General features: G+C 70.7%; 22 protein-coding genes and 2 tRNA genes. 12 read left to right on the top strand and 12 right to left on the bottom strand.

Annotation, left to right across the window (positions count from 1 at the left end; genetic code table 11):
- Positions 1–200: 200 nt before the first annotated feature.
- On the top strand, positions 201–1,181 hold the full coding sequence (locus ACN27B_RS09715; protein ID WP_422744547.1) for a phosphotransferase family protein: 981 nt from the start codon (positions 201–203) through the stop codon (positions 1,179–1,181).
- A 117-nt stretch (positions 1,182–1,298) separates the two neighbouring features.
- Complete coding sequence (locus ACN27B_RS09710) at positions 1,299–1,868, top strand: site-specific integrase (RefSeq protein WP_422744545.1); 570 nt, start codon at positions 1,299–1,301, stop codon at positions 1,866–1,868.
- A gap of 55 nt (positions 1,869–1,923) precedes the next feature.
- Here the strand turns inward: ACN27B_RS09710 and ACN27B_RS09705 are convergent.
- The 6 genes from ACN27B_RS09705 to gyrB all read right to left on the bottom strand — a co-directional run bounded on the left by ACN27B_RS09705 (position 1,924) and on the right by gyrB (position 9,193).
- Positions 1,924–1,999: transfer RNA gene (locus tag ACN27B_RS09705), tRNA-Ala, on the bottom strand.
- A gap of 29 nt (positions 2,000–2,028) precedes the next feature.
- Positions 2,029–2,157 carry a DLW-39 family protein gene (locus ACN27B_RS09700; protein ID WP_013283222.1) on the bottom strand — a complete coding sequence of 43 codons (129 nt, stop codon included), beginning with the start codon at positions 2,155–2,157 and terminating at the stop codon, positions 2,029–2,031.
- Positions 2,158–2,200: 43 nt separating this feature from the next.
- A tRNA-Ile gene (locus ACN27B_RS09695) sits at positions 2,201–2,274 on the bottom strand.
- Between the two features lie 129 nt (positions 2,275–2,403).
- A complete protein-coding gene (locus ACN27B_RS09690) occupies positions 2,404–3,336 on the bottom strand; it encodes a DUF3566 domain-containing protein (RefSeq protein WP_099163183.1) in 933 nt (310 codons plus the stop codon).
- 3 nt (positions 3,337–3,339) lie between these two features.
- Positions 3,340–7,116 carry an intein-containing DNA gyrase subunit A gene (gene gyrA, locus ACN27B_RS09685; protein ID WP_422744542.1) on the bottom strand — a complete coding sequence of 1,259 codons (3,777 nt, stop codon included), beginning with the start codon at positions 7,114–7,116 and terminating at the stop codon, positions 3,340–3,342.
- A gap of 130 nt (positions 7,117–7,246) precedes the next feature.
- On the bottom strand, positions 7,247–9,193 hold the full coding sequence (gyrB, locus tag ACN27B_RS09680) for a DNA topoisomerase (ATP-hydrolyzing) subunit B (RefSeq protein WP_099163185.1): 1,947 nt from the start codon (positions 9,191–9,193) through the stop codon (positions 7,247–7,249).
- A 546-nt stretch (positions 9,194–9,739) separates the two neighbouring features.
- Between gyrB and ACN27B_RS09675 the strand changes: the two genes are divergently transcribed.
- Positions 9,740–10,294, top strand: a complete 555-nt coding sequence (locus ACN27B_RS09675) for a hypothetical protein (RefSeq protein WP_091567607.1) — start codon at positions 9,740–9,742, stop codon at positions 10,292–10,294.
- On the opposite strand, the gene ACN27B_RS09670 is transcribed toward ACN27B_RS09675, so the two are convergent.
- On the bottom strand, positions 10,279–10,770 hold the full coding sequence (locus ACN27B_RS09670) for a MarR family winged helix-turn-helix transcriptional regulator (RefSeq protein ID WP_099163186.1): 492 nt from the start codon (positions 10,768–10,770) through the stop codon (positions 10,279–10,281). The two genes, ACN27B_RS09675 and ACN27B_RS09670, sit on opposite strands and share 16 nt — an antisense overlap.
- A gap of 84 nt (positions 10,771–10,854) precedes the next feature.
- Between ACN27B_RS09670 and ACN27B_RS09665 the strand changes: the two genes are divergently transcribed.
- Positions 10,855–11,094, top strand: a complete 240-nt coding sequence (locus ACN27B_RS09665) for a hypothetical protein (RefSeq protein ID WP_091567615.1) — start codon at positions 10,855–10,857, stop codon at positions 11,092–11,094.
- Here the strand turns inward: ACN27B_RS09665 and ACN27B_RS09660 are convergent.
- The 5 genes from ACN27B_RS09660 to dnaA form a co-directional block, all read right to left on the bottom strand.
- Entirely contained in the window at positions 11,085–11,690 is a 606-nt protein-coding gene (locus ACN27B_RS09660; protein ID WP_091567619.1) for a DUF721 domain-containing protein, read from the bottom strand. The two genes, ACN27B_RS09665 and ACN27B_RS09660, sit on opposite strands and share 10 nt — an antisense overlap.
- On the bottom strand, positions 11,680–12,813 hold the full coding sequence (gene recF, locus ACN27B_RS09655) for a DNA replication/repair protein RecF (RefSeq protein ID WP_099163187.1): 1,134 nt from the start codon (positions 12,811–12,813) through the stop codon (positions 11,680–11,682). The genes ACN27B_RS09660 and recF overlap by 11 nt, the downstream gene beginning before the upstream one ends.
- A 16-nt stretch (positions 12,814–12,829) precedes the next feature.
- Positions 12,830–13,702, bottom strand: a complete 873-nt coding sequence (gnd, locus tag ACN27B_RS09650; protein ID WP_422744537.1) for a phosphogluconate dehydrogenase (NAD(+)-dependent, decarboxylating) — start codon at positions 13,700–13,702, stop codon at positions 12,830–12,832.
- 40 nt (positions 13,703–13,742) lie between these two features.
- Positions 13,743–14,876 (bottom strand): DNA polymerase III subunit beta, encoded by a 1,134-nt coding sequence (gene dnaN, locus ACN27B_RS09645; protein ID WP_091567631.1) that lies wholly within the window; start codon positions 14,874–14,876, stop codon positions 13,743–13,745.
- A gap of 930 nt (positions 14,877–15,806) precedes the next feature.
- Positions 15,807–17,615 carry a chromosomal replication initiator protein DnaA gene (gene dnaA, locus ACN27B_RS09640; RefSeq protein ID WP_099163189.1) on the bottom strand — a complete coding sequence of 603 codons (1,809 nt, stop codon included), beginning with the start codon at positions 17,613–17,615 and terminating at the stop codon, positions 15,807–15,809.
- A 575-nt stretch (positions 17,616–18,190) separates the two neighbouring features.
- Between dnaA and rpmH the strand changes: the two genes are divergently transcribed.
- The 8 genes from rpmH to ACN27B_RS09600 all read left to right on the top strand — a co-directional run bounded on the left by rpmH (position 18,191) and on the right by ACN27B_RS09600 (position 24,600).
- Positions 18,191–18,328, top strand: a complete 138-nt coding sequence (gene rpmH / locus ACN27B_RS09635) for a 50S ribosomal protein L34 (protein WP_074478258.1) — start codon at positions 18,191–18,193, stop codon at positions 18,326–18,328.
- A gap of 34 nt (positions 18,329–18,362) precedes the next feature.
- Entirely contained in the window at positions 18,363–18,776 is a 414-nt protein-coding gene (rnpA, locus tag ACN27B_RS09630; protein WP_099163190.1) for a ribonuclease P protein component, read from the top strand.
- A gap of 41 nt (positions 18,777–18,817) precedes the next feature.
- Positions 18,818–19,057 (top strand): membrane protein insertion efficiency factor YidD, encoded by a 240-nt coding sequence (yidD, locus tag ACN27B_RS09625; protein ID WP_091567651.1) that lies wholly within the window; start codon positions 18,818–18,820, stop codon positions 19,055–19,057.
- Positions 19,058–19,060: 3 nt separating this feature from the next.
- Positions 19,061–20,044 carry a membrane protein insertase YidC gene (gene yidC / locus ACN27B_RS09620; protein WP_099163191.1) on the top strand — a complete coding sequence of 328 codons (984 nt, stop codon included), beginning with the start codon at positions 19,061–19,063 and terminating at the stop codon, positions 20,042–20,044.
- Between the two features lie 213 nt (positions 20,045–20,257).
- On the top strand, positions 20,258–20,839 hold the full coding sequence (locus ACN27B_RS09615; protein ID WP_099163192.1) for a protein jag: 582 nt from the start codon (positions 20,258–20,260) through the stop codon (positions 20,837–20,839).
- Between the two features lie 226 nt (positions 20,840–21,065).
- Positions 21,066–21,944 (top strand): 16S rRNA (guanine(527)-N(7))-methyltransferase RsmG, encoded by an 879-nt coding sequence (rsmG, locus tag ACN27B_RS09610; protein ID WP_172968047.1) that lies wholly within the window; start codon positions 21,066–21,068, stop codon positions 21,942–21,944.
- 247 nt (positions 21,945–22,191) lie between these two features.
- Positions 22,192–23,538 (top strand): AAA family ATPase, encoded by a 1,347-nt coding sequence (locus ACN27B_RS09605; RefSeq protein WP_422744533.1) that lies wholly within the window; start codon positions 22,192–22,194, stop codon positions 23,536–23,538.
- Positions 23,539–23,565: 27 nt separating this feature from the next.
- Complete coding sequence (locus ACN27B_RS09600; protein WP_422744531.1) at positions 23,566–24,600, top strand: ParB/RepB/Spo0J family partition protein; 1,035 nt, start codon at positions 23,566–23,568, stop codon at positions 24,598–24,600.
- Positions 24,601–24,999 lie beyond the last annotated feature (399 nt).

The raw sequence follows: 24,999 nt of genomic DNA, 5'->3' as shown, positions 1-24,999 counted from the left end.
CAAGAGCCGCAGATAAGAGAATTGTGTCGAGCCCAGGGGACTCGAACCCCTTGCCTTGCAAAGATCAGGAGCGCTGTCGGCTGGCGTCTGCCAGTGCGGCTGATCTGCTCGGCCTGTCGAATGCCGCCGCTCCTCACCGGTGCCTGTCGGCTGGCGTGGCTGTACGGTTGGCTGTGCAGCCAGGGAAGGTCACCGACACCATGACGGCACCGCCGAACCTGACCGTTCCGGTTCGGGAGGTCGCCCTCGCCCGGTGGCTCTCCACTGATCTCGACGCCATTGCGATCGGACGGCGGCATCCCTTGGCCGGCGGCGTGGACTCACCTCTTGTCGAGCGGGTCGAGGTCACCGCCGTGCGGACGACCGGGGAGCGGGATCGGTTCGAGGTCGTCGCAAAGCGTGCATCTTCCGCCGAGGTGATCGCCCTGCATGAGATCGCGACGGTACCTGCCGCCGATGCCTTCCCGGAGCTGATTGACGCTGGCACTGATGGCTCCGGCCCGTGGGTGGTGACGCCGTTCTATCCCGGCTCGACGCTGCCGTGGGACGCGGAGGTTCCGGAGGTGGTGTTCGCGAGCTTGGCCCGGTTGCACCACCGATACCTCGGACGTTCGAGCAGGCTTCCCGTAGATCTTCCTCGAGTGGATGAGAGCTTCTGCCGCCACGCGTTGATGGACTTCGCATCGTCGTGGATTCACGATGCCCGGCGCGAAAAACCCCATCCGGTGCACGACCGTGCCCTGGATCTGCTCCATCGATGGTCCCGCGACGAACGCATCCACGTCGGGCTGCACGTGCTACCCGCCGCGCTCTTACACGGCGACGTATACGGACACAACGTTGTCGTTGTAGACGATGAGGGTACGCAGCCTCGACTGATCGACTGGGGAAGCGCGCGAGTTGGCCCGATCATGCTAGACGTCGCCCTGTCCGCCGAGGCGTCGTCAGGCGGCTTCTCCGCGTATCTTCGGGCGTGGGAGGAAGTGGCAGGTTGTCCCCTCGATCCATGGCAAGCGGAGGCGGGACATGCTTGGGCGACCGCCTTCAGTAACGCAATGTTCGTTGGCGCAGTCGCCGCACGATTCGGCCCAACTCACGCAGAAAAGATGCTCGACAAGGCCGAGGCGGCGCTAGAGCGATTCGGGCAGCTCCTCGCAGGGGTGCGGTCTCTCGGTAGCTGAGCGGATCTCCTCGTCGGGCAGTCGTAGACCGTCCAGCCTCCCCGGACGGGGCCAAGGTCGTTCGTCCGGTAGGGCGCTCCACCTTGTCCCCGTCCGGGGAGGCTGGTAGCCCGTGTGGTGCCCGGCGAGGTGATCCGCGGCATCTCTGAGGAGGGTCGGGGTTCGGGGCGGCTGTTGGGCCTGCGCTGGTCGGATGTCGACCTGCCGGGGAAGGCGCTGTTCGTTCGGCAGACGCTCCAGCGCACAGATAGCGGGCTGGAGTTCGTGCCACCGAAGACGCACCGGTCGAGCCGTCCGCTGCCGCTGTCGTCCCTCGCGGTACGGGCGTTGGAATCGCAGCGGGTACGCCAGGCCAAGGAACGGCTCGCGGCCGGGGAGCTGTGGTCGGATCTCGGCCTGGTCTTCGCCAGCACCATCGGCACCGCGATGGAGCCGCGGAACGTCAACCGGCACTTCGAGCAGCTCCGCGTGGCGGCCGGTCTGGACTGGCTGCACCTGCACGACCTGCGGCACGCGTTCGCCACGTTCCTGCTCGACGAAAGCGAGGAGCTGCCCACGGTGATGGAGCTGCTCGAGCACTCCACGATCCGGATGACGGCCGACACCTACGGGCACGTCCTGCCGGCGCGGGCTCGTCAGGCTGCCTCGGCCATCGACCGGGTCCTCGGCGAGGAGGGGACGGCGTGACCGCTTGGCTGTACGAATGGCTGCACTCGGGACCGAGATCAACCGGTGGAAGTGCTGGTGGAGCCCAGGGGACTCGAACCCCTAACCCCTGCCTTGCAAAGGCAGTGCTCTGCCAGTTGAGCTAGGGCCCCGTGTCGGGCGGCAACCGCCCGGTGTCAGCTCAGCGCAGGTCGGGCGCGGTGGTGGCCTCGTGCCACAGGGCGCGCTCGTCGTTCGAGGCCTTGACCTTCTTGGCCACGACGGCGGCCACACCGACGATGCCGGCCAGGATCAGCAGCTTCTTGAACATGGGCGTGACCCCTCGCGCTCGACGACCGTCGGACGGTGTGCGGTGGGGCTAGCTGGAATCGAACCAGCGACCTCAGAGTTATCAGCTCTGCGCTCTAACCGACTGAGCTATAGCCCCGCGTAGCGACGAGCAAGGTTAACCCATCGCCTTCTTCGCCCCCAAATCGGGGGGCCCATGACGGAACCTACCCGGAGACACGACGCCGGGGCGACCGCTTTACGCGGCGGCGCCCCGGCGTCGTCCGGTTCAGTCCCGCTCGGCGAGCGTCAGCTCGATCCCGCCGACCAGGTCGGCGCAGACGTTGTAGACGAACGCGCTCAGCGTGGCCAGCGCGGTGAACAGCACGACGTTGACCAGGCCGATCAGCGCGGAGGTCAGGATCACGCCCTTGGCGGTGATCCGGAACCCGCCCCCGCCGCCCGAGCCGCCGCCGGCGTTGACCAGGTCGGTCAGGCTGTCGTTGACGCTCTTGAACACGCCCATCGCGTCGAGCGCGAGGTAGAGCACCGAGGTCGCCACGACCACGACGATGAAGAGCACGACCGAGACCGCGAACGCGAACTTCATCACGGACCAGGGGTCGATCCGCTTGAGGTTCAGCCGGGCCCGGCGCGGCCCGCGCGACGCGGCCGAACTGACCGAGGTACGCGCGGCGCGTACCGCCTCACCGACGCGCGCGGCACCGACGGCCGCCGCGCCGCTGATCCCCGGCGGCAGGCCACCGCCGTTGGCGGGGCGGCCCTGGGGCTGCTGGGCCTGGGTGCCGCCGGCGGGCCGGGCAGCGTCGGGCGCCGGCTTGGGCGCGGTGCCCAGACCGGCGCCGATGCGCGGCTGGGTGCCGGTCGTCCCGGGGGACGGCCGGGCGGCCGCCGTCGGCGTGGTCGGCGGTGTGCTCGTGGCGGGCTTCGCCGCGGCCGGGGCGGCCAGGCCGTCGGCCGAGGTGGGCGCGTCGACCTTGGTCTCGGTGGCGTCGCTTGTCCCCGAGTCCTCGCCGGGCTTGTCGGGAGGCGGGGCCATGCCGGGGGCCCGGGTGAACTTCGGGGCAGGCGCGTCGGCGGGGACCGTGGCCCGACCCACGGCCGCGCGGCCGGTCGCTGGTGTACCGCCCTGCGCGGCCTCCTCGTCGACCGGGGTGGCCGAGGTCCCCTTGTTCCCCGACTTCGCCTGTGTCTCCGTCATCAACTAGTCCTGTTCGTCAGGCTCGTCGGCATTGCGAGCAATCGCCACGATAGTCACGCCGTCCGGGAGGTCCATCAGCTTGACCCCCATTGTGTTCCGGTCACGCGTACGGCGTACAGGCTTCACCGGAGTCCGGATGACGCCGCCGTTGCTGGTGATGGCGAACAGCTCGTCCTCCGGATCGATCACGACCGCGCCGACCAGACCACCGCGTCGCTCGGTGATCTTCGCAGTCAGCACGCCCTTACCTCCCCGGCCCTGGACCGGGTATTCCTCGATCGGGGTACGTTTCGCGTAACCCCCGTTCGTCGCAACCAGAACGTCCAGACCCTCCCGGACCACCTCGACCGCGAGCAACTCGTCCTCGCCGCTGAAGCGCATGCCGATCACACCGGAGGTGGCCCGGCCCATCGGACGCAGCGCCTCGTCGGTGGCGTTGAAGCGGATCGCCTGCGCGTTCTTCGACACGAGCAGCAGGTCGTCCTCCGGAGCCACCAGGACCGCACCGACCAGCTCGTCCTCATCGCGCAGGTTGACCGCGATGATGCCGCCGGAACGGTTGGAGTCGAACTCCTCGAGCCGCGTCTTCTTCACCAGGCCGTTTCTCGTGGCCAGTACCAGGTAGGGCGCCACCTGGTAGTTCGGGATTTCGATGATCTGCGCGATCTGCTCGTCCGGTTGGAACGCGAGCAGGTTGGCCACGTGCTGGCCCTTGGCCACCCTACTGGCCTCGGGAAGCTCGTAAGCCTTCGCCCGGTAGACCCGACCCTTGTTCGTGAAGAACAGGATCCAGTCGTGGGTAGAGCATACGAAGAAGTGGCTCACAATGTCGTCCTGCCGGAGCGTCGCCCCGCTGACGCCCTTGCCCCCACGCCGCTGCGACCGGTAGAGGTCGACCTTCGTCCGCTTGGCGTACCCGGTGCGCGTGATCGTCACGACCACGTCCTCGCGGGCGATGAGGTCCTCCATCGAGACCTCGCCGTCGAACGGCACGATCTTGGTGCGGCGCTCGTCGCCCCACTTGGCGATGATCTCGCCCAGTTCCTCCGAGACGATCCGCCGCTGCCGCTCGGGCTTGGCCAGGATGTCCTTGAGGTCGGCGATCTCCAGCTCGAGCTTGGCCAGGTCGTCCAGGATGCGCTGCCGCTCCAGGGCGGCCAGGCGACGCAGCTGCATGTCCAGGATCGCGGTCGCCTGGACCTCGTCGATGTCCAGCAGCCGGATCAGCCCCTGCCGGGCGTCCTCCACCGTGGGCGAACGCCGGATCAGGGCGATCACCTCGTCCAGCGCGTCCAGCGCCTTGGACAGACCGCGCAGGATGTGCGCGCGCTCCTCCGCCTTGCGCAGCCGGAACGCGGTCCGCCGGCGGATCACCTCGATCTGGTGCTCGACGTAGTAGCGGATGAACTGGGCCAGGTTGAGCGTGCGCGGCACACCGTCGACCAGCGCCAGCATGTTGGCGCCGAACGTCTCCTGGAGCTGGGTGTGCTTGTAGAGGTTGTTCAGCACCACCTTGGCGACCGCGTCGCGCTTGAGCACCAGCACGATCCGCATGCCGGTACGTCCGGAGGACTCATCCCGGATGTCGGCGATGCCGGCGAGCTTGCCCTCCTTGATCAGCTCGGCGATGCGCTCGGCGAGGTTGTCCGGGTTGACCTGGTAGGGCAGCTCGCTGACCACCAGCGCCGGCCGGCCCCGCTTGTCCTCCTCGACCTCGACCACCGCGCGCATCCGGATCGAGCCACGCCCGGTCCGGTACGCGTCCTGGATGCCCGCCTGGCCGACGATCAGGCCGTGGGTCGGGAAGTCCGGGCCCTTGACGATCTCCAGCAGGGCTTCCAGCGTGGTCGCCTCGTCGGCCTCCGGGTGCTCCAGGCACCACTGCACGGCCGCGCCGATCTCGCGCAGGTTGTGCGGCGGGATCTTGGTGGCCATGCCGACCGCGATGCCCTCGGATCCGTTGATCAGCAGGTTCGGGATCCGCGACGGCAGGATGGTGGGCTCCTTGGCCCGGCCGTCGTAGTTGTCCTGCAGGTCGACGGTGTCCTCGTCGATGTCCCGCAGCATCTCCATGGCGAGCGGGTCGAGCTTGCACTCGGTGTTGTGGCTGACGAAGCCGTCGGAGACGAACGAGTGGTCGTCGGTGTCCACCCGGATGCTGTAGACCGGGCGTACCCCGGCGTCGGTGATCCCGGTCACCTCGGCGTAGTAGAAGCGTCCGTCGACAAGCGGCTCGACCACGTCGAGGATGCCCGGCTCGGTGATCCGGCCCGCGATCTCGTCGCGGTCCCGCTCCCAGCGCTCGATCCGGTCGACGTTGTGCCGGCGCAGCCAGTCACGCTCGGTCCAGCGGCTCGCGCCGTGCTCACGGATGAAGTCGCCGACGAACGGCACGTGGTCGCCGGAGAGCGCGGTGCTGCTCGCCGGCACCTGGGCCAGCTCGGACTCCAACTTGGCCTGCTTGCGGCCGAGGAAACCGACGTGAGCGGCGAAGATCCGGGCGTCCCGCCGGTTGGTGACGACGACCTTGATCTCGCCACTCTCGTACCGGCACTGCTTGCTGACGATGCCGAACTCCAGCAGGAGTTGCTGCACCTCGCGGGCCAGGCGCTCACTGCGGGTGGAGTACGAGACCTGGATGGTGTGGCGCGGCAGCAACGACGAGGAGCCGTCGCCCTCGAACAGCGCCTGAAGGAAGGCGCGCTTCACCGCGGCCGACCCGCGCCAGACGAACTCCGGCACGAACTTCGCGGCGCTGCGCCGGCCCACCAGGTCACCGAGCGCAGTAGAGGCAAGCTGCCGAATGCTCGCTCGCATCCGGTGCAGGGTCTTACCCGAGGGCATGATCTCTTCGCCGAACCAGCGCTTGCCACCAACGGCAAGGTCGAAGGCCGCGACAACTCGGGTGAAGAACTCCCGGTCCGCGTTGGCGAACTCGACCCACTCGTGGGAGATCCAGCCCTCGCTAACGAGCGCACCGGCCAGCACCGCTGCCTCGACGTGCTCCAGCATCGGGTAGCCGATCTCGTCCGGCACGCTGCGCTGGAGGACCACCCGGTCGCCGGGCGAGATCTCGGCCAGCAGCTTCCAGAGCAGGGTCGGCACGCCGGCCACGTTCACCAGGCAGAGCACCGGGTGGTTGTGGGTGCCGGTCAGCTCGTACCCCTCGCGGGTGCGCAGCCGCAGCGTCGGCTGCTCGCCGGAGTGGAAGAACTTGCTGGCGCGGACCAGGTCGCCGTTGCGGTCGCGAACCTTCAGGTCGACGTCGGTCTCGCTGCTCGGCGCCGCGTCCGGCACGACGTCGCCGATCCGGAAGCTACCATCAAAGGTGCGAATGCGGACATCTGCCGTAATACAGTATCTCATGGCCGCAGCCGGATCATTTCCGGGCGAGCCGAAGTTGCCGTTGCCGTCGACCAGCGGGTAGCGCAGCGACCACGGCTGCGCCATCCGGACCAGCGCGTCGTAGATGGCCGAGTCACCGTGCGGGTGGAACTGGCCCATCACGTCGCCGACGACCCGGGAGCACTTCACGTAGCCGCGGTCCGGCCGGTAGCCGGAGTCGAACATGGCGTAGAGGATCTTGCGGTGGACCGGCTTGAGCCCGTCCCGGACGTCCGGCAGGGCCCGCCCGACGATGACGCTCATCGCGTAGTCGAGGTACGAGCGCTGCATCTCGACCTCGAGGCCGACCGGCTCGATCCGGTCGTGCTGGACGACCGCGGCCACTGTCTCCGGGGTCTCCGGCTCGTTCGGGGTGGACTCGGGAGTATCGGTCACTGTTAACCCTTATCAGACTCAGAGTCGTGATCTCGCTGTGGATAACGGCTGTGGAAAGCGGCCAGACTGTGGATAACTCTGTGGACCGCCGGGCCGGCCGGTGGATTTCCGGCCGGCCCGGACCGGTCCGTCAGATGTCCAGGAACCGCACGTCCTTGGCGTTGCGCTGGATGAACGAGCGGCGCGCCTCGACGTCCTCACCCATGAGGACGCTGAACAGCTCGTCGGCGGTTGCGGCGTCGTCCAGCGTGACCTGGCGCAGGGTGCGGGTGGCCGGGTTCATCGTGGTCTCCCACAGCTCGGGGTAGTTCATCTCACCGAGACCCTTGAACCGCTGGATGTCGTCCGGCCGGGCGTTGGGCTTCTTCTGCTGGCGCAGCGCGATCAGCCCGTCACGCTCCCGGTCGGAGTACGCGTACTGGGCGTCGTCGCCCTTCTTGTTCCACTTGATCTTGTAGAGCGGCGGGGCGGCCAGGTAGACGTGCCCCAGCTCGACCAGCGGCCGCATGAACCGGAACAGCAGGGTGAGCAGCAGCGTCTGGATGTGCTGGCCGTCGACGTCGGCGTCGGCCATCAGCACGATCTTGTGGTAGCGCAGCTTCTCGATGTCGAAGTCGTCGTGGATGCCGGTGCCCAGCGCGGTGATCAGCGCCTGCACCTCGTTGTTCTTCAGCACCCGGTCGATCCGGGCCTTCTCCACGTTGAGGATCTTGCCGCGGATCGGCAGGATCGCCTGCGTGCGCGGGTCGCGGCCCTGCTTGGCCGAACCACCGGCCGAGTCGCCCTCGACGATGAAGACCTCGGACTCGCGCGGGTCGGTCGACTGGCAGTCGGCCAGCTTGCCCGGCATCGAGCCGGACTCCAGCAGCGACTTGCGGCGGGCCAGCTTGCGCGCCTGCTGGGCGGCGATGCGGGCCCGGGCGGCCTGGGACGCCTTCTGGATGATGGTCTTCGCCTCGGCCGGGTTGCGGTCGAACCAGTCGACCAGCGACTCGTTGCAGACCCGCTGCACGAAGCCCTTGACCGGGGTGTTGCCCAGCTTGGTCTTGGTCTGACCCTCGAACTGCGGGTCGGTGAGCTTGACCGAGATGATCGCGGCCAGGCCCTCGCGGATGTCTTCCCCGGAGAGCCGCTCGTCGCCCTTGAGCAGCTTCTTCTCGGCGCCGTAGCGGTTGACCACGCTGGTCAACGCGGCCCGGAAGCCCTCCTCGTGGGTGCCGCCCTCGTGGGTGTTGATGTTGTTGGCGAAGGTGTAGACCGACTCGCCGTACGACTCGTTCCACTGCATGGCGATCTCGACCGACATGCCCGTCTCCTCGGCGCCGAACTCGACCACCGTCTTGTGGATCGGGTTCTTCGAGGCGTTGAGGTGCCGGACGAAGTCGGCGATGCCGCCCTCGTAGTGGAAGGTGACCTCGCGGAGCTTCCCCTCCTCGTCCTCCGGCACCCGCTCGTCGAGCAGGTGGATGGTGAGGCCGCGGGTGAGGAAGGCCATCTCCTGCAGTCGCCGGTAGATGGTGTGGAAGTCGAAGTCGACGGTCTCGAAGACGTCCGGGTCGGGCCAGAACGACACCGCGGAACCGGTCCGGTCGGTCGGCTCACCCTTCTCCAGCGGCGTCGGCTTGGAGTGGTCGTAGCGCTGGCGCCAGACGAAGTTGTCCTTGTGGATCTCCACGGCCATCTTCGTGGAGAGGGCGTTCACCACCGAGACGCCGACGCCGTGCAGGCCGCCGGAGACCGCGTACGCCTTGCCGTCGAACTTGCCGCCGGCGTGCAGCACGGTCAGCGCGACCTCGACACCCGGCTTCTTCAGCTTGGGGTGCAGGTCGACCGGGAAGCCACGGCCGTTGTCGGTGACCCGGACCCCCCCGTCGCCGAGCAGCACCACGTCGATGGTGTCGCAGTGCCCGGCCAGCGCCTCGTCCACCGCGTTGTCGACGACCTCCCACACCAGGTGGTGCAGACCGCGCTCGCCGGTGGACCCGATGTACATACCGGGCCGCTTCCGGACCGCTTCCAGGCCCTCCAGCACGGTGATGGACTCGGCGCCGTACTTCTTGTTGTCCTCCGCTGCCACCCTCGGCCACTTTCTCGCACCGGCCGCGCGTGGGCGCGGGGCGCGGGTTCGGCGGACAGGACGCGACGTCGGCGCGCACGGGCCGCCCCCGGGATCGCCAGGTCACGGATCGTGCACACCGGTCGCCGCGGATGCCCGCGGATAGCGATCGGCTCGGACCCGATGCGGGACAATGATCAAGGGCCCTGGGGGCCCGCGTCCGTCGCTCCGTGTCGGGTCTTTCGTCTCGCCCCCAATCTTACTGTGCGGAGCCGACCAAACCGCCACTCGGCACCCTCTCCGAGGCGGCTGAGAATGCCGTAGCCGGACGAACCTCGCTGCCCGCGACTCCCCCTACACGCCACTGGGGCCGTGCCGCGCCATCGGCCGCCGCGACCCGTGGCCGCTCGCCGGCCCGGCCGACGACGGGCGCCGACCGGGGGTCGCGGTGGAACTCGACGTGCCGTACCTTTTGCGGCGCCGCCGTTGCGGTCTTGATCTTTCGCGCCCGAACCGGGGACCATCGCCGGAGATGGTCCGACGACGCTTGGTGAGAGGTGACGCCAGATGGGGCTGGACAACGTCGCGGTGCACTGGCCGCGTACCGGCCGCTTCTACGACCCGGTCGCGCCGGCTGAGTTCGTGGACTTCGGCGAGATCGTGGACATGCCACGGATCTCCGCACCGACCGCCGCGCTCGCCGAGCTGATCGCGAAGACCGGCACGGTGCGGGCAACCGTGTACACGGAGCTGGTCGACCTGATCCTCGGGTTGGAGAATGTGCTCTACGCCACGGAGAACGCCGCCGAGGACGAGGATCCGGTGATCGACCCGGACGGGTGTTCCTGGATCGCCGAGGGCGTGGAGAAGTTCGTCGCCCGACACCGCCCGTACGGCGAGGCGGTCACGTTCGAGTCGGTCAGCGAGGTGTTGCGCGCGCTGCTCGGCGACGGTCGGCTCGCCGAGCAGCAGCTCCGCTGGCTGGACAGCCGGCTGGACCGGTTGCGGGACGAGAGCGGCGATCCGCCGCAGTGGAACTTCACCTGCGCCGAGCTGAGCGTGCTGGCCGCGTTCTACCGGCGGTGCGCCGAGCGCGGCTTCGCGGTCTACGCCGACGCCTGACCCGGGTTCCCCGCCCCGCCGGGCCCGGTGGTGGCCCGGTTGGCGGCGGCGATCACCTCGGTGAGCGCGTCGTGCAACTGCCGCAGGTCGGCCAGCGGCAGGCCGAGCCGCTGCACGATGGCCGGCGGGATCCGCTCGGCCTGCGCCCGCAGGGCCCGCCCCTCGGCGGTGAGCGAGACGGCCAGGCTGCGCTCGTCGGAGGCGTCCCGTTCGCGCCGTACGTAGCCGGCGGCTTCGAGGCGCTTCAGCAGCGGCGACAGCGTGCCCGGGTCGAGCTGGAGCAACCGGCTCAGCTCCCGGCCCGACAGCGGCGCGTGCTGCCAGAGCGCCAGCATGACCAGGTATTGCGGGTGGGTGAGTCCCATCGGTTCCAGCAGCGGGCGGTAGACGGCGACCACACCGCGCGCGGCGACGGACAGGGCGAAGCAGACCTGCTGCTCCAGCGCCAGGGGATCGTCCTCGACCCGGTCGGTCACGTGCGCCCTCCTCGTCGTCGTTGCGATGATACCAACGATTGGTGTACCAATTGTTTGTACGCCAATCGTCTGGGAAGGGTGCCAATGAGCAGCGACGAGCAGGTGGGCGACACCTCCGGCCAGGGCGGACGCCTCCTGGGCTGGGTCTTCCGCAACCTCGCCGGCCCCTCCCAGGTGCAGGGTGCCGTGCAGGGCGGCTCGCGGCTGGCGCGCGAGGCCTGGAAACAGGACCTGGAGCGGCGCAAGCAGTGGAGCCGCGAACAACGGGAACTCAAGCGCGCCCGCCGGGAGGCCCGCCGGGCCGGGGGCGACGGTCAGCCGTAGGTGTCGCGCGGTCCCCGGCCGCGCACCCGGCGCGGCCCCCGCGACCAGGACGGCGCGGCCGGACCGTGGATGTGCAGCTTGCGCACCACGTTGTGGCCGACCTCACGGGCGATCTGCTTGAGCAGCGAGCCGGCCAGCAGGCGCAGCTGGGTGGCCCACGCCGTCGAGCGGGCCTCCACGGTCAGCTCGCCGTTCTCCAGCTTCACCGGGCGGCTGTGCTGGGCGACCTCCGGCCCGACCACCTTCTCCCAGGCGCCGAAGACGGTCGCCTCGGCCGCCGGCTGTTGCCAGCCCCGCGCCTTGACCAGCTTGTCCAGCACCGCGCCGAGCGGCTGCGGGTCACGCGGGTCCGGCCCGGCCCCGGAGTAGCCGCGCAGCCGCCGCTCGCCGTCGCCGCGCACCGCGGCACGCCGCCGGGGGGCCGCCGTCTGGCGCCGGGCCTTCGCCGCGTCGAGCACCGCCCGGGCCAGTTCCGGCCCGCTCGCGCCCTCCGGCAGGCCCGCGGCCGGCTCGCCGTCCGCCGACTTCCCGGGGGTACGCGCGTCGCGTCCCGGCCCCAGCCGGGCCGGCGGGAGTCGCACCTCGTCATCCGACACGTCGCACCGTCCCCTCCGCGACCGTGTAGCGGGCGCCGCGCAGCGTCGCCGGCACGTCGTCGTCCACGGCACAGGTCACCAGGAGCTGGCCGGCGCCGCCGACCAGCTCGGCCAGCCGTTCCCGCCGGCCGGCGTCCAGCTCGGCGAAGACGTCGTCCAGCACCAGCACCGGCTCGATCCCGTCGGCCCGCAGCAGGTCGTAGCCGGCCAGCCGCAGCGCCAGCGCGTACGACCAGGACTCGCCGTGGCTGGCGTACCCCTTGGCCGGCAGCGGGCCCAGCGTGAGGGCCAGGTCGTCGCGGTGCGGCCCGACCAGCGTGGTGCCGCGCTCGATCTCGGCGGACCGGTTCGCGGTGAGCGCGGCGGTGAGCGCCTCGGCCAGCGCCGCCCGGTCGGCCGCCGGCTCGGGCAGCTCGACCGACGGCCGGTACGCGATGCCGGCCGCGCCCCGGCCGGCGGCCACCGCGTCGTACGCCTTCGCCACGTGCGGGGTGAGCGCGGCGACCAGCTCCAGCCGGCCGGCGAGCAGGTCGGCCCCGTGCTGCGCCAGGTGGGCGTCCCACACGGCGAGGGTGGACAGGTCACCACCGCGCGTACCACCGGTCTTGCGGGCCAGGTACGACGTCCGCAGCAGCGCGTTGCGTTGCTTGACCACCCGCTCGTAGTCGGCGCGCACGCCGGCGTAGCGGGGCTGGCGGGTGACGAGCAGGTCGTCCAGGTAGCGGCGGCGTTCGGCCGGGTCGCCGCGGACCAGTTCCAGGTCCTCCGGCGCGAAGAGCACCAGGCGCAGCGCGCCCAGCACGTCCCGGGCGCGCCGGGCCGGGGACCGGCCGAGCCGGGCCCGGTTGGCCTTGCCCGGGACGATCTCCAGCTCGACCAGCAGCTCCCGGCCGTCGTGCACCACCGCGCAGCGGATCACCGCCGAGGTGGCGCCCATCCGCACCAGCGGGGCGTCCGTGGCGACCCGGTGCGAGTCCAGGGTCGCCACGTAGCCCAGCGCTTCGGCCAGGTTGGTCTTGCCGACGCCGTTGGCGCCGACGAGCACGTTCGGACCCGGCTCCAGGTCGACGCCGACCCGCTCGTAGGAGCGGAAGTCGACCAGTTCGAGCCGGCGGACGTACACAGGCTGTGGACAGCGCTCAGCGCTTGTGGACGGCGTGGCCGCCGAACTGCTGGCGCAGCGCGGCGACGGCCTTCATGGCGGGTGAGTCGTCCTGCCGCGACGCGAACCGGGCGAACAGCGAGGCGGTGATGACGTTGAGCGGGACGGCCAGCCGGACCGCCTCGTCGACCGTCCACCGGCCCTCGCCGGTGTCCTCGGTGTAGCCGCTCAGCTCGGCCAGCTCCGGGTCCTCGTCGAGCGCCCGGTCGAGCAGGTCGAGCAGCCAGGACCGGACAACAGTGCCCTCCCGCCAGGACTTGAACACGCCGGGGACGTTGGTCACCAGCTCGGAGGCGGTGAGCAGCTCGTAGCCCTCGGCGTAGGCGTGCATCAGGCCGTACTCGATGCCGTTGTGCACCATCTTGGCGTAGTGGCCGGCGCCGACCGGACCGGCGTGCACGAAGCCGAACTCGCCCTCGGGCTTGAGCGCGTTGAAGATCGGCATGAGCCGCTCGACGTGCTCCTGGGCGCCGCCGACCATCAGGCCGTAGCCGTTCTGCCGGCCCCAGACGCCGCCGGAGACGCCGACGTCGATGTAGCCGATGCCCTGCTCGTTCAGCCGCTCGGCGCGCGGGGCGTCGTCGCTGAACCGGGAGTTGCCGCCGTCGATGATGATGTCGCCCTCGCCGAGCACGTCGGCGAGTTCGTCGATGGTGGCGTCGGTGACGCCGGCGGGGACCATGACCCAGATCGCGCGCGGCGAGTCGAGCTTCTCGGCCAGCTCCGCGAGGCTCGCGGCGTCGCTGGGCTCCGGGTTACGGTCGAAACCGACCACCTCGTGCCCGGCGGCGCGCAGCCGCTCGCGCATGTTGCCGCCCATCCGGCCGAGTCCTACCAGGCCGAGCTGCATCTGCTCCTACCTCCGTACGTCAGGGTCGTGCTGCCTGCGATCAGCGGGACACGCGGATCGGCATGATGAGGTACCGGTACCCCGGGATGACCTCGCCATCCTCGCCGGCCGGGGAAATGACCGCGGGCTTGAACGCGTCGACGAACCGCAGCAGGGCGTGCTGGGCGCCCAGGTTGTTCAGGCCGTCGATCAGGTACTGCGGGTTGAAGCCGATGGTGAGCGGGTCGCCGCTGAAGGTGGCCTCCATGGCCTCGCTGGCCCGGGCCTCCTCGGTGCCGCCGGCCTCCACCACGAGCCCGTCCGAGCTGAAGCTGAGCAGCACCGGGGTGGTGCGCTCGGCGACCAGCGCCACCCGCTTGACCACCTCGATCAGGGTGGCGACCGGGACGCGGGCCTCGGCGTTGTGGTCGGCCGGGAAGAGCGACCGCACCGGCGGGTAGTTGGCGCCGTCGAGCAGCCGGCTGGTGGTCCGGCGGGTGCCGCCGGAGAAGCCGATCATGCCCTCGCCGGCGCCGCCGGAGGAGAGCGCCATGGTGACGTGCCCGCCGAGCGGGCCGAGCGCCTTGGCGGTGTCGTGCAGCGTGCGGGCCGGAACCAGCGCGTTGAGGCTGATCTCCGGGTCGTCCGGGTTCCACTCCATCTCGCGCAGCGCGAGGCGGTAGCGGTCGGTGGCGAGCATCGCCATGGTGCCACCGGACAGCTCGAGCCGGACGCCGGTCATCATCGGCAGCGTCTCGTCCCGGCCGGCGGCCACGGCGACCTGGGCCACCGCGGCGGCGAAGGCGGCGGCGTCGACGGTGCCGGCGCTCTCCGGCATCTCCGGCAGGGTCGGGTAGTCCTCCACCGGCATGGTCGGCAGGGTGAACCGGGCGCTGCCGCAGACCAGCTCCAGGTGGGCGCCGACGGCGGCGATGTCCACCGGCTTGGCCGGCAGGGCCTTGGTGATCTCGGCGAGCAGTCGACCGGAGACGAGGGCGGCGCCGTCCGCGTCACCCTGCACCTCGACGGTCACCTGGCTGGAGACCTCGTAGTCGAAGCCGGAGACCTGGAGGTTGCCGTCGGTCACCCGGAGCATCACCCCGGCCAGCACCGGTACGGAGGGTCGGTTGGGCAGGCTCTTGGCGGTCCACGCGACCGCCTCGGCGAGCGCGTCGCGCTCCACTCGGAACTTCATCAATGCCTCCGCGTCGACGTCAGCGACAACTCTCTCATGCCGACCGCTGCCACCCGTCCCGCCCGACCGTGCGGGTACCCATCGCACCTTAGGGCGCGTGGGCATCGGCTGTGCGCCCGACCCCGTGGATCCAGGTGCCCGGGCGACTGCCGGCGGCAGTGCTCCGGCCCGATCCACAGGAAGTCCAACGGTGATGATTGGTTTTTGTTGTTTAGAAGAGATAACTCATCGTCTTCATCGCACCTGTGCAAACTGTGGAGAACCCGCGTCCGCGCAGGTCAGACAGGTTATCCACCGGTGGTTTGGCTGTGGAGAACCAGGGGTACAACCCGTGTCCCGGTCCACAGCCGTCGCCAGCTCCCGGGTTTTCCACGGCTGTCCACCGGTTGTCCACCGGTAATCCACCGGGTTTCTCCCCAGTGCTGTGGACAGCGCCGACGCCGTCGACCGCGGTTGTCCCCAGAACCTTCAACAGGCCGCCCACAGGCGGACCGTCGTCGGTGGACAACGGAGCCGTCGTCCCCAGGCATCCACAGCGTCGTCCCCAGGAGTTGTCCACAGTCTGTGGGTAACCGGCCGAATGCACAGGGTGGTTTTCCACCGCCTGTGACACAGGGGGTGTGGACAACGGGCACGAGCTGTGGACGAGCACGCGACCGATCCTGTGCCCTTCACCGGGTCGAGGGTCAACCGCTCCCGCCGCCCGCTCCCCGCAACCCGGGATCTCGGCCCCTCCGGAGGCGAAACACGTCCATGACCGGTGGCCCGTCCGGGCGGAAGGAATGAGCGAGCGGGCAGCGCGGCAGGACAGCCAGCGGCCGACTTCTGGTGTCGAGCAGGGAGCGCGGGTCACCGAGAACGGGTCGCCCCGACACCAAGCCCTTGATCACCGCGCCGAAGTGACGGGCGGGAGGGCCGCAGGGGTGGGGCTCAGGTGTTCTGCTTGATGCGGTTGGTCAGCTCGGCGATCTGGTTGTAGAGCGAGCGTCGCTCCGCCATCTGCTGACGGATCTTGCGGTCGGCGTGCATCACGGTGGTGTGGTCCCGGCCACCGAACGCCTGGCCGATCCGGGGCAGCGACAGGTCGGTCAGCTCACGGCACAGGTACATGGCCACCTGCCGGGCGTTGACCAGCACCCGGGAGCGGGAGTGACCCCGCAGGTCCTCCAGGCTCACCCCGAAGTAGTCGGCGGTGGAGACCATGATCTGGTCGGCGGTGATCTCCGGGCCGGCGCCGTCCGGGATGAAGTCCCGCAGCACCTCCTCGGCCAGCGACAGCTCGACCGAGGAACGGGTGAGGCTGGCGAACGCGGTGACCCGGATCAGCGCCCCCTCCAGTTCCCGGATCGAGTTCGACACCCGGGACGCGATGAACTCCAGCACGTCCGGCGGGGCGTAGAGCCGCTCCTGCGCCGCCTTCTTCTGCAGGATCGCGATCCGGGTCTCCAGGTCCGGCGGCTGGATGTCGGCGAGCAGTCCCCACTCGAACCGGGTCCGCAGCCGGTCCTCCAGCGTCGCCAGCTGCTTCGGCGAGCGGTCGGAGGTGATCACGATCTGCTTGTTGGCGTTGTGCAGCGTGTTGAAGGTGTGGAAGAACTCCTCCTGCGTCCGTTCCCGGTTCTCCAGGAACTGGATGTCGTCGATCAGGAGGATGTCCACGTCCCGGTAGCGGCGCTGGAACGCGCTGGTCTTGTCGTCCCGCAGCGAGTTGATGAAGTCGTTGGTGAACTCCTCGGTCGAGACGTACCGGACCGAGCGGGCGTTGCCCAACGTGGTGGCGTAGTGCCCGATGGCGTGCAGCAGGTGGGTCTTGCCCAGCCCCGAGCTGCCGTAGATGAACAGCGGGTTGTACGCCTTGGCCGGCGACTCGGCCACCGCCACGCTCGCCGCGTGGGCGAAGCGGTTGGACGAGCCGATGACGAACGTCTCGAACATGTACTTCGGATTGAGCCGGTTGCCACCGCTGTCCCCGGCACCGGGGAGCCGGCGGTCGGCCTGGCCGCCGGGACGGTGGTGGTCGGTGCCGCCGCGACCCGGGCCGCTGTCCGTCGCGCCGTCGCGGGGCAGGCCGCGCATCGGGGGAGGGTCGACCGGTCCCGGGGCCTCGCGGTAGCGGGGCTCGTACCCGCCGGCGTCGGGAGCGGCCGGCTCGATCCGGGGCCGCTCGTCGTAGGGGCGGCGTTCCGGCGCGGCCCGCATCGGCTCGGCGAACGCGGCGCCGAACAGGGTGTCCTGCCCGTCCCGGCCGGCCGGGATCAGCTGGGGTCGCCCGCCGTCGGCGGTCCGCTGCCGGGGGGCGGGCTCGTCCACCGGCTGGTCCGGCCGCGCCTCGGCGTACCCGGGCTCCTGGCGGGGAGCGGGGAAGGCCGGTGCGGCCGGCTGGTCGAAGCCGGGAAGCAGGTCCGCGGGGCCGTCCGGTTCGGCGAGCGGCTCCGGAGCGCTGCGGTACACCGTGCCGGCCGGGCGTCCGGCCGGGTCCTCGGCGACCCGCACCGTGACGGCCACCTGGATCGGCCGGCCGAGCCGGCGGCTCAACGCCTCCGTGATGGCGGGGCGGAGCCGGGACTCGATCACGTCCCGGGTGAAGGCGTCCGGGACGGAGAGCAGGGCGGTGTCCTCGACGATCGCCCGGAGCCGGGTGAGCCGGAGGTACGCCCGCTGCTGCGCGGAGATGATCTCGTCGGCGAGTTCCTCGGTGGTCGCCGTCCACACCGCGGCGAGGTCGTTCGCTCCGGTCACCGTCGTGCCACCCCCTCGCCTGATCCTCACGCCCGCCCGGACGGCTGACCGGTCGTCATCCACAAGTTATCCACAGCCTGTGTGTACCGACCGATTGTGGCCGCCCACCGGACGCGGGTCGGACCTGCCCCCTGGTTCGCGGAGGCGCTGAAGCGGGTTCATCGTGCCGAACGATTCAACAGCTTGTCCGGTCTTGCCGATCGGCGACAAACTCGGACCCCCGACGCCGACCGCAATCGCGCACGCTAACAGCGGGGACCCCACACCATCAACCGCCGACACCCTGGCGGCGTTGGCAACATCAGTGAAAACCGCCCCTTCGGTCGCCATTCCGGCGCAGGTCGGAGCCGGAGTGTGACGTTTGACGGTCGTTGCGCCCCTGCGTAGGCTGGAGCGGCTGCTCTCTCGCCCTCTGCTAGGGTGATGGATGCTTGCTGTCCGTGGCTGTCGCCCCGCACCGTCGGGGGTCGCGTCACCGGGCAGCGCCGATCGGAGGTCACCGCCGAGGTGATCTGGACCAGCACACGACCCCGGGCGATCCGCCGCGCGGGGCGTACGACAACGGAGAGCCTGACGTGAGCAAGCGCACCTACCAGCCGAACAACCGCCGGCGCGCGAAGACCCACGGCTTCCGGCTGCGCATGCGCACCCGTGCCGGCCGCGCCATCATCTCGACCCGTCGCGCCAAGGGCCGCACCCGCCTGTCGGCCTGAGGCCGACCGGTCCGGTCCGGGGACGTGGGCAGTCGTGCTGACCGCCGCGCAGCGACTGCGGCGCAGTAGCGACTTCGCCGCAGCGGTTCGCGGTGGCCGACGCGTCGGCCGTGGCGCCGTCGTGGTCCACCTGAGCCTCCCTGAGCCGACCGGCCCCACCGGGACCACCTCGCCGGAGCCGGCGCGGAGCAGCGGTGCGGAGATCTCCGCACCCCGCCGCGCCGGCTTCGTCGTGTCCAAGGCCGTCGGTGGCGCGGTGGTTCGCAACACGGTCCGTCGCCGCCTGCGGCACCTGGTCCGGGAACGCCTGGCCGAACTGCCCGCCGGCACCACCCTGGTGGTACGCGCGCTGCCCCCGGCCGCCGACGCCACGTACGCCCGGCTCGGAGCCGACCTGGACGCCGCCCTCGCCGCCGCGCGGTCGCCCCGGGGACGGCGGTCGCGGTGAACGGTGCGCCCCCGACCCCGTCGCCGACTACCGGTGCCCGCATGCTGCTGGCGCCCATCATCGCGTACCGTCGGTGGATAAGTCCGGCACTGCCGGCCCGCTGCCGGTTCTACCCGTCGTGCAGTGCCTACGCCGTGGAGGCGGTGTCCCGGCACGGTGCGCTGCGGGGGGCCTGGCTGACGGTCCGGCGGCTGTCGCGCTGCCACCCCTTTCACCCAGGTGGTCACGACCCGGTGCCGGAGCCGGGCGATCGCCGCCGTGCCGACGTGACTGGAGCCTGAGAATTGAGTCTCGACTGGATCTACTACGCGATCTCGTGGATCCTGCTGACCTGGCACTCGGCCTGGGACGCCATCGGGGTGCCCGTCGACGCGGTGATCGGCACGAACTGGGCCTGGATCCTCGCCATCGTCTTCCTCGTGGTGACGGTCCGGGTGATCCTCTTCCCGGTCTTCGTCAAGCAGATCAAGTCGCAGCGTGCCATGCAGGCGCTCCAGCCCAAGGTGAAGGAGCTCCAGGAGAAGCACAAGGGTGACCGGGAGACGCTCCAGAAGGAGATGATGGAGCTCTATCGGAAGGAAAAGGCCAACCCCCTGATGGGCTGCCTTCCGATGTTCCTCCAGATCCCGGTCTTCCTGGGCCTGTTCCACACGCTGAAGCGGCTCAACCCCGACAACCCGGGCAAGACCCTGTACGGCTGGACCGTCGAGCAGTTCAACAGCGCGTCCAACGCGAGTCTCTTCACCGCCCCGATCTCCGGCAAGTTCGGCTCCACCGCAGAGGAGCTGTCCCGGCTGGGCGCGAACACCGGCACGGTCAAGGTGGTCGCCGGCATCCTGGTGCTCATCATGATCGCCACCACCTACCTGACCAGCCGGCAGATGATCCTCAAGACCGGCTGGGCCGAGGACCCGCAGCAGCGGATGGTGCAGCGGCTGATGCTCTACGGCATCCCGCTCTCCCTGCTGGTCTCGGGCGCGATCTTCCCGATCGGTGTGATCATCTACTGGGTCACCAACAACCTGTTCACGCTGGGCCAGCAGCAGTGGGTGCTGCGGAAGTTCCCGCCACTGGTGCCGCCGAAGAAGAACGCCACCCCGGGCAAGAGCCCCGTTCAGCCGGCCAAGACCGGTCTACTAGGCCGCAAGACCGCCCAGCCCGCGGTCAAGGCGCCGGCCGCCGCGCCGAAGGTGGCCGGCCCGAAGCCGGGCGCCAAGCCGGTCAACCCGAAGAAGGGCGCGGGCCGACCCGCCAAGCGTCAGGGCTGAGCCCCGCCGGGCCACCGCCACCCGGCGGTGGCCCGTCCGGTTCCCGAGCTGCCACCGAGGGTCGGCGCCGGGCCGGAACCGCCGCGCGCAGCGCGGCCACGGGCGAGACTGGCCCGTACAGACGTGCCCGTGGGCACCCGGCGAACCTCCCGCCGGCCCCCGGGAGACCAGCGGACCCCGACGGTCCGGCCGAGCGAGTACGGAGATGAGACCGTGACCGACACCAGCATCCCCAGCGCCGACCAGTCCCTGGACGAGGAGACCCCCACGGCCACCGCCACCGAGACCGAGGAGGGCACGGCCGAGGCCCGGGAGAAGAAGGCCCCGGCCGACAGCGACCTGTTCCGGCAGAGTGAGATCGCCGCCGACTACGTCGAGGGCCTGCTGGACATCCTCGACTACGACGGCGACATCGACGAGCTGGTCTCCGGCGGCCGCCCGGTCGTCGAGGTGGTCGGTGGCCGCCTGCAGAACCTGGTCGGCCAGCGCGGCGCCACCCTCGAGGCGCTCCAGGAGCTGACCCGCCTGGCGGTGTTCCGGCAGACCGGTACGCCGAGCCGGCTGCTGCTCGACGTCGGCGGCTACCGGGCCGCCCGGCGCAAGGAGTTGGCGGCGGTGGCCAAGAACGCGGTCGAGAAGGTCAAGGAGCACGGTGAACCGGTGCGCCTGGAGCCGATGTCCGCGTTCGAACGCAAGTGCGTGCACGACGTGGTCAACGCGATGACCGACGTGGAGAGCGAGTCCGAGGGTGTCGAGCCGAACCGGCGCATCGTCGTCCGCCCGGTGGCGGACTGAGGCAGTGGTCTCCGACGACACGACGGCTGATGCCGTGGCCGGCCCGGGCGGTACGCCGCCCGGGCCGTCCGCTGTGCGGCCCGACCCGAGCGCCGATCCGGTCTTCTCCGACGAGGACCGGTCGGCCGACCCGGCGTACCGGCCCGCCGCGTCGGTCGAGCCCGCCTTCTCCGGCGAGCCGGCGGCGACCGGCGACTCCGTGGCGACCGATCCCGCGGCCGACGTGATGCCGGCCTTCTCCGGTGAACCACCGGTGGACGCGGCGTCCGACGCCCCGTCCGGCCCGGTCGGCCCGGTCTTCGCCGAACCGGAACCGTCCTCGGTGGACGGTGCGGACGCGCCTCTCGGGGAGGCGGCGCCCGATCCGGCCGAGGCGACCCTGCCACCCGAGCTGGCGGAGGCGGCCAGGACGCTCTTCGGTGAGCGTCTGGACCTCGCCGCGGCGTACGCCGAGCTGCTCGCCACCGAGGGCGTGGTGCGTGGTCTGATCGGACCTCGCGAGGCGCCCCGGCTGTGGGACCGGCACCTGCTCAACTGCGCGGTCATGGCGGAGCGGATCCCGGAGGGGGCCAGCGTGATCGACGTCGGCTCCGGAGCGGGACTGCCCGGTCTGGTGCTGGCGATCGCGCGCCCCGATCTCACCGTCACCCTGGTCGAGCCGCTCGCCCGGCGGGTGTCGTTCCTGATCGAGGCCGTGCAGCGGCTCGGCCTCACCCGGTCCGTTCGCGTCTTTCGGGGACGGGCCGAGGAGGCGGCAGCCGGGTCGCGGGACCGGGACCCGTTGGCCGCCGACATCGTCACCGCCCGTGCGGTCGCCGCGCTGGACCGGCTCGCCGCCTGGTGCCTGCCGTTGACGGTGCCGGGTGGTCGACTCCTGGCGCTCAAGGGCGCCTCGGCGGCGGACGAGATCGCCGAACACACCGACGCGGTGGTCCGCCTGGGTGGCGGGACACCCGAACTTCACCGGTGCGGCGCCGGGGTCATCGAGCCGGCGGCGACAGTGGTCGAGGTGGTCCGGGAGCGCGTGGTGAACCCGCCGCGCGCGAAGAAGCCGAAGCGGTCGCGTGGTGGCCGCAATCGCGGTGGTCGTAACCGGGATCGCTGACCCGGGCGGGCTTTCCCGGCACCCCACCCGGTCGTTGGACCGGGTGGGCGTGACCTGATCGATCGCAACCCGACGTGGACCCGCCGCGCCCGTCGGCCGTAGGCTGACCGCGCGTCGATAGTGTGGAGCGGCGGTGCCGGGCGGCGTCCGAACCCGACCGCTCCCACCGGGCCGATGACGTCGCGCGAAGCGCGAGGCCTGATTGACGGGGTGCGGACCGACCATCCGGAGCGGGTAGGGATGACAGGTGCATGACGACGGCAGGTACGACGATCCACGGCTGACCGGGCCCGACGGGCAACCCACCGGTGATCCCGTTTCACGTGAAACCAGCTACCAGGAGTGGGTGGTGAACGATCCCCGCGACGCGGCACCGCATCAGCCCGTCGACCCGACGCCGCGGCGGGACGCTCCCGCGGCGGGCGCCGTACGCCCGGTGTCGTCCGTTCCGGTCAACGTGCCGCCGGCCCGCGACCCGCTCGACCCGAGCGAGGGCCCGGTGAACGCGCCGACCCCACGCCCGGCGGTCGCGCGTGGGAACGCGGCGGTGTCGGGCCGGTTCGAGCCCCAACCACCGGTGTCCGCCGTGCCGCATCAGCCCACCCCTGACTCTGCCCCCGTGTCGGCCGTGCCGGCCGACACGCCACCGGCAGCCGGGTACGGGGACGACACCGGGGCCACCACGTACGTTTCACGTGAAACCCCGACGCGCGAAGAGGATGACCCACCGTTGGCTATGGAGGCGATGCGCGCCGTGCAGATCCTGAATCCCAGTGGCGAGGTCACCATGCCGCGCCCCGACCGGACCCGGGTGATGTGCGTCGCCAACCAGAAGGGTGGCGTGGGTAAGACCACCACCACCGTGAACTTGGCGGTGGCGCTCGCGCTGCACGGCAACCGGGTGCTCGTGGTCGACCTCGACCCGCAGGGCAACGCGTCCACCGGGCTCAACGTGCCCCACCACACGGGCGTGCCGGACGTCTACGACTGCCTCATCGACAGCGTGCCGCTGGAGGAGGTGGCCCAGGCGGTGGAGGGCATCCCCAACCTGTGGTGCGTGCCCGCCACCATAGATCTGGCCGGTGCCGAGATCGAGCTGGTCTCGGTGGTCGCCCGGGAGTCCCGCCTGGCGCGGGCCATCGCCGCGTACCCCGGGCACTTCGACTACGTCTTCATCGACTGCCCACCGTCGCTCGGCCTCCTGACGGTCAACGCGCTCGTGGCCGCGCAGGAGGTGCTGATCCCCATCCAGTGCGAGTACTACGCGCTGGAGGGGCTCAACCAGCTGATCAACAACATCAACCTGGTACGCCAGCACCTGAACCCGCAGCTCGAGGTTTCGACCATCCTGCTGACCATGTACGACCGGCGCACCCGGCTGGCCGACGCGGTGGAGCAGGACGTCCGGAACCACTTCGGGGACAAGGTGCTGCAGGCCGTGATCCCCCGGAACGTGCGGGTCTCCGAGGCGCCGAGCTACGGCCAGTCGGTGATGACCTACGATCCCGGTTCGCGGGGTGCCACGAGCTACTTCGAGGCCGCCCAGGAGATCGCCGAGCGAGGCGTCAAGGAGCCGGTGAGCCGGAATGCGTAGTGCGGAGATGTCGCTGGGAGGCGTCGCATGAAGAACCGTCCCCGCGGCGGTCTGGGCCGAGGGCTCGGCGCCCTCATCCCCACCGGGCCGGTGGCAGGAGCCGACCCGGAAGGTGGCGAGTCGACGGCGGCGGCCCCCGCGCCGGTGGCCTCCGCCAACGGCGCCACGGCAGCAGTGACCGGAGCGAGCGGCGGGACCGCGTCCCCCGCCGTCGCGCCGGAGCCTCAGCTGAGCCCGGTGCCGGGTGCCCGCTTCGCCGAGATCCCGGTCGACGCCATCGTGCCGAACCCGAAGCAGCCCCGGCACGTCTTCGACGAGGACGCGCTGGAGGAGCTCAAAACCTCGATCCAGGAGGTCGGCTTCCTCCAGCCGATCGTCGTCCGGCAGCTCGACCCGGAGAAGTACGAACTCGTCATGGGCGAGCGGCGCTGGCGCGCCGCCCAGGCGGTCGGCCGGGAGAACATCCCGGCGATCGTCCGGGAGACCAAGGACGACGCGATGCTCCGGGACGCGCTGCTGGAGAACATCCACCGCGCCAACCTGAACCCGCTCGAAGAGGCGGCCGCGTACCAGCAACTGCTGGAGGAGTTCGGGGCCACCCACGAGGAGCTGGCCCGGCGGATCGGCCGCAGCCGCCCGCAGATCTCCAACACGATCCGGCTGATGAACCTCCCCGCCGCCGTACAGCGCAGGGTCGCCGCCGGCGTGCTCTCGGCCGGTCACGCCCGAGCGTTGCTCAGCCTGGAGGACGCCGACGCCCAGGAGCATCTCGCCACCCGGATCGTCGCCGAGGGCATCTCGGTACGCGGCACCGAGGAACTGGTGGCGCTGGCGCTCGCGGACGGACCGGCGAAGGCACCCGCGGCGAAGCGGCGGACCAAGCCGCACGCTCCCGCGCTCTCCGATCTGGCCGACCGGCTCTCGGACCGGTTCGACACCCGGGTGAAGGTCGACATCGGCCGGAGCAAGGGCAAGATCACGATCGAGTTCGCGACCGTCGACGACCTGGAGCGGATCGTCGGCATCATCGGCGTCGGCGAGGAGCAGCAACCCGACGATTGAGTTCCGGCCCTCGTTCGTTTCCCGGCCGCACCGCCCGTGAGGGAGGTGCGGCCGGACTCATTCGGTCCGGCGTCTCGCAAGTCTCCGCGTTGCTCGGTCCTCGCCGGCGAGCTGCGAGCCGAGCCGGTATCCGCAACGGGCGGCCGGCGTGAACGGTGCTTCGGCCCCTCGCTGGCGGCCGGTTTCACGTGAAACGGCCAACCCGGGTGTCGAAACAGGGAGAGGGGATTGTCGGAGGGGCGCGACGGTCGGCCGACGAAATGGTGGCCGTGGCGGGTTCGACTGATCCGAGGCCACCGGCGGGAGTCGGCCAACACTGCGCCCGGGCGGCTGACGGGGATCGCGTCCGGGGTTCACAGTCCCCCACTCGCGGACCTTCCTGGATCGCCTGGCCTTCGA

Source organism: Micromonospora sp. WMMD754 (genome assembly GCF_049315235.1).
Lineage (GTDB): Bacteria > Actinomycetota > Actinomycetes > Mycobacteriales > Micromonosporaceae > Micromonospora > Micromonospora sediminicola.
The sequence above is the reverse complement of the archived record's forward strand: the minus strand, read 5'-3'. Positions and strand labels throughout refer to the sequence as shown.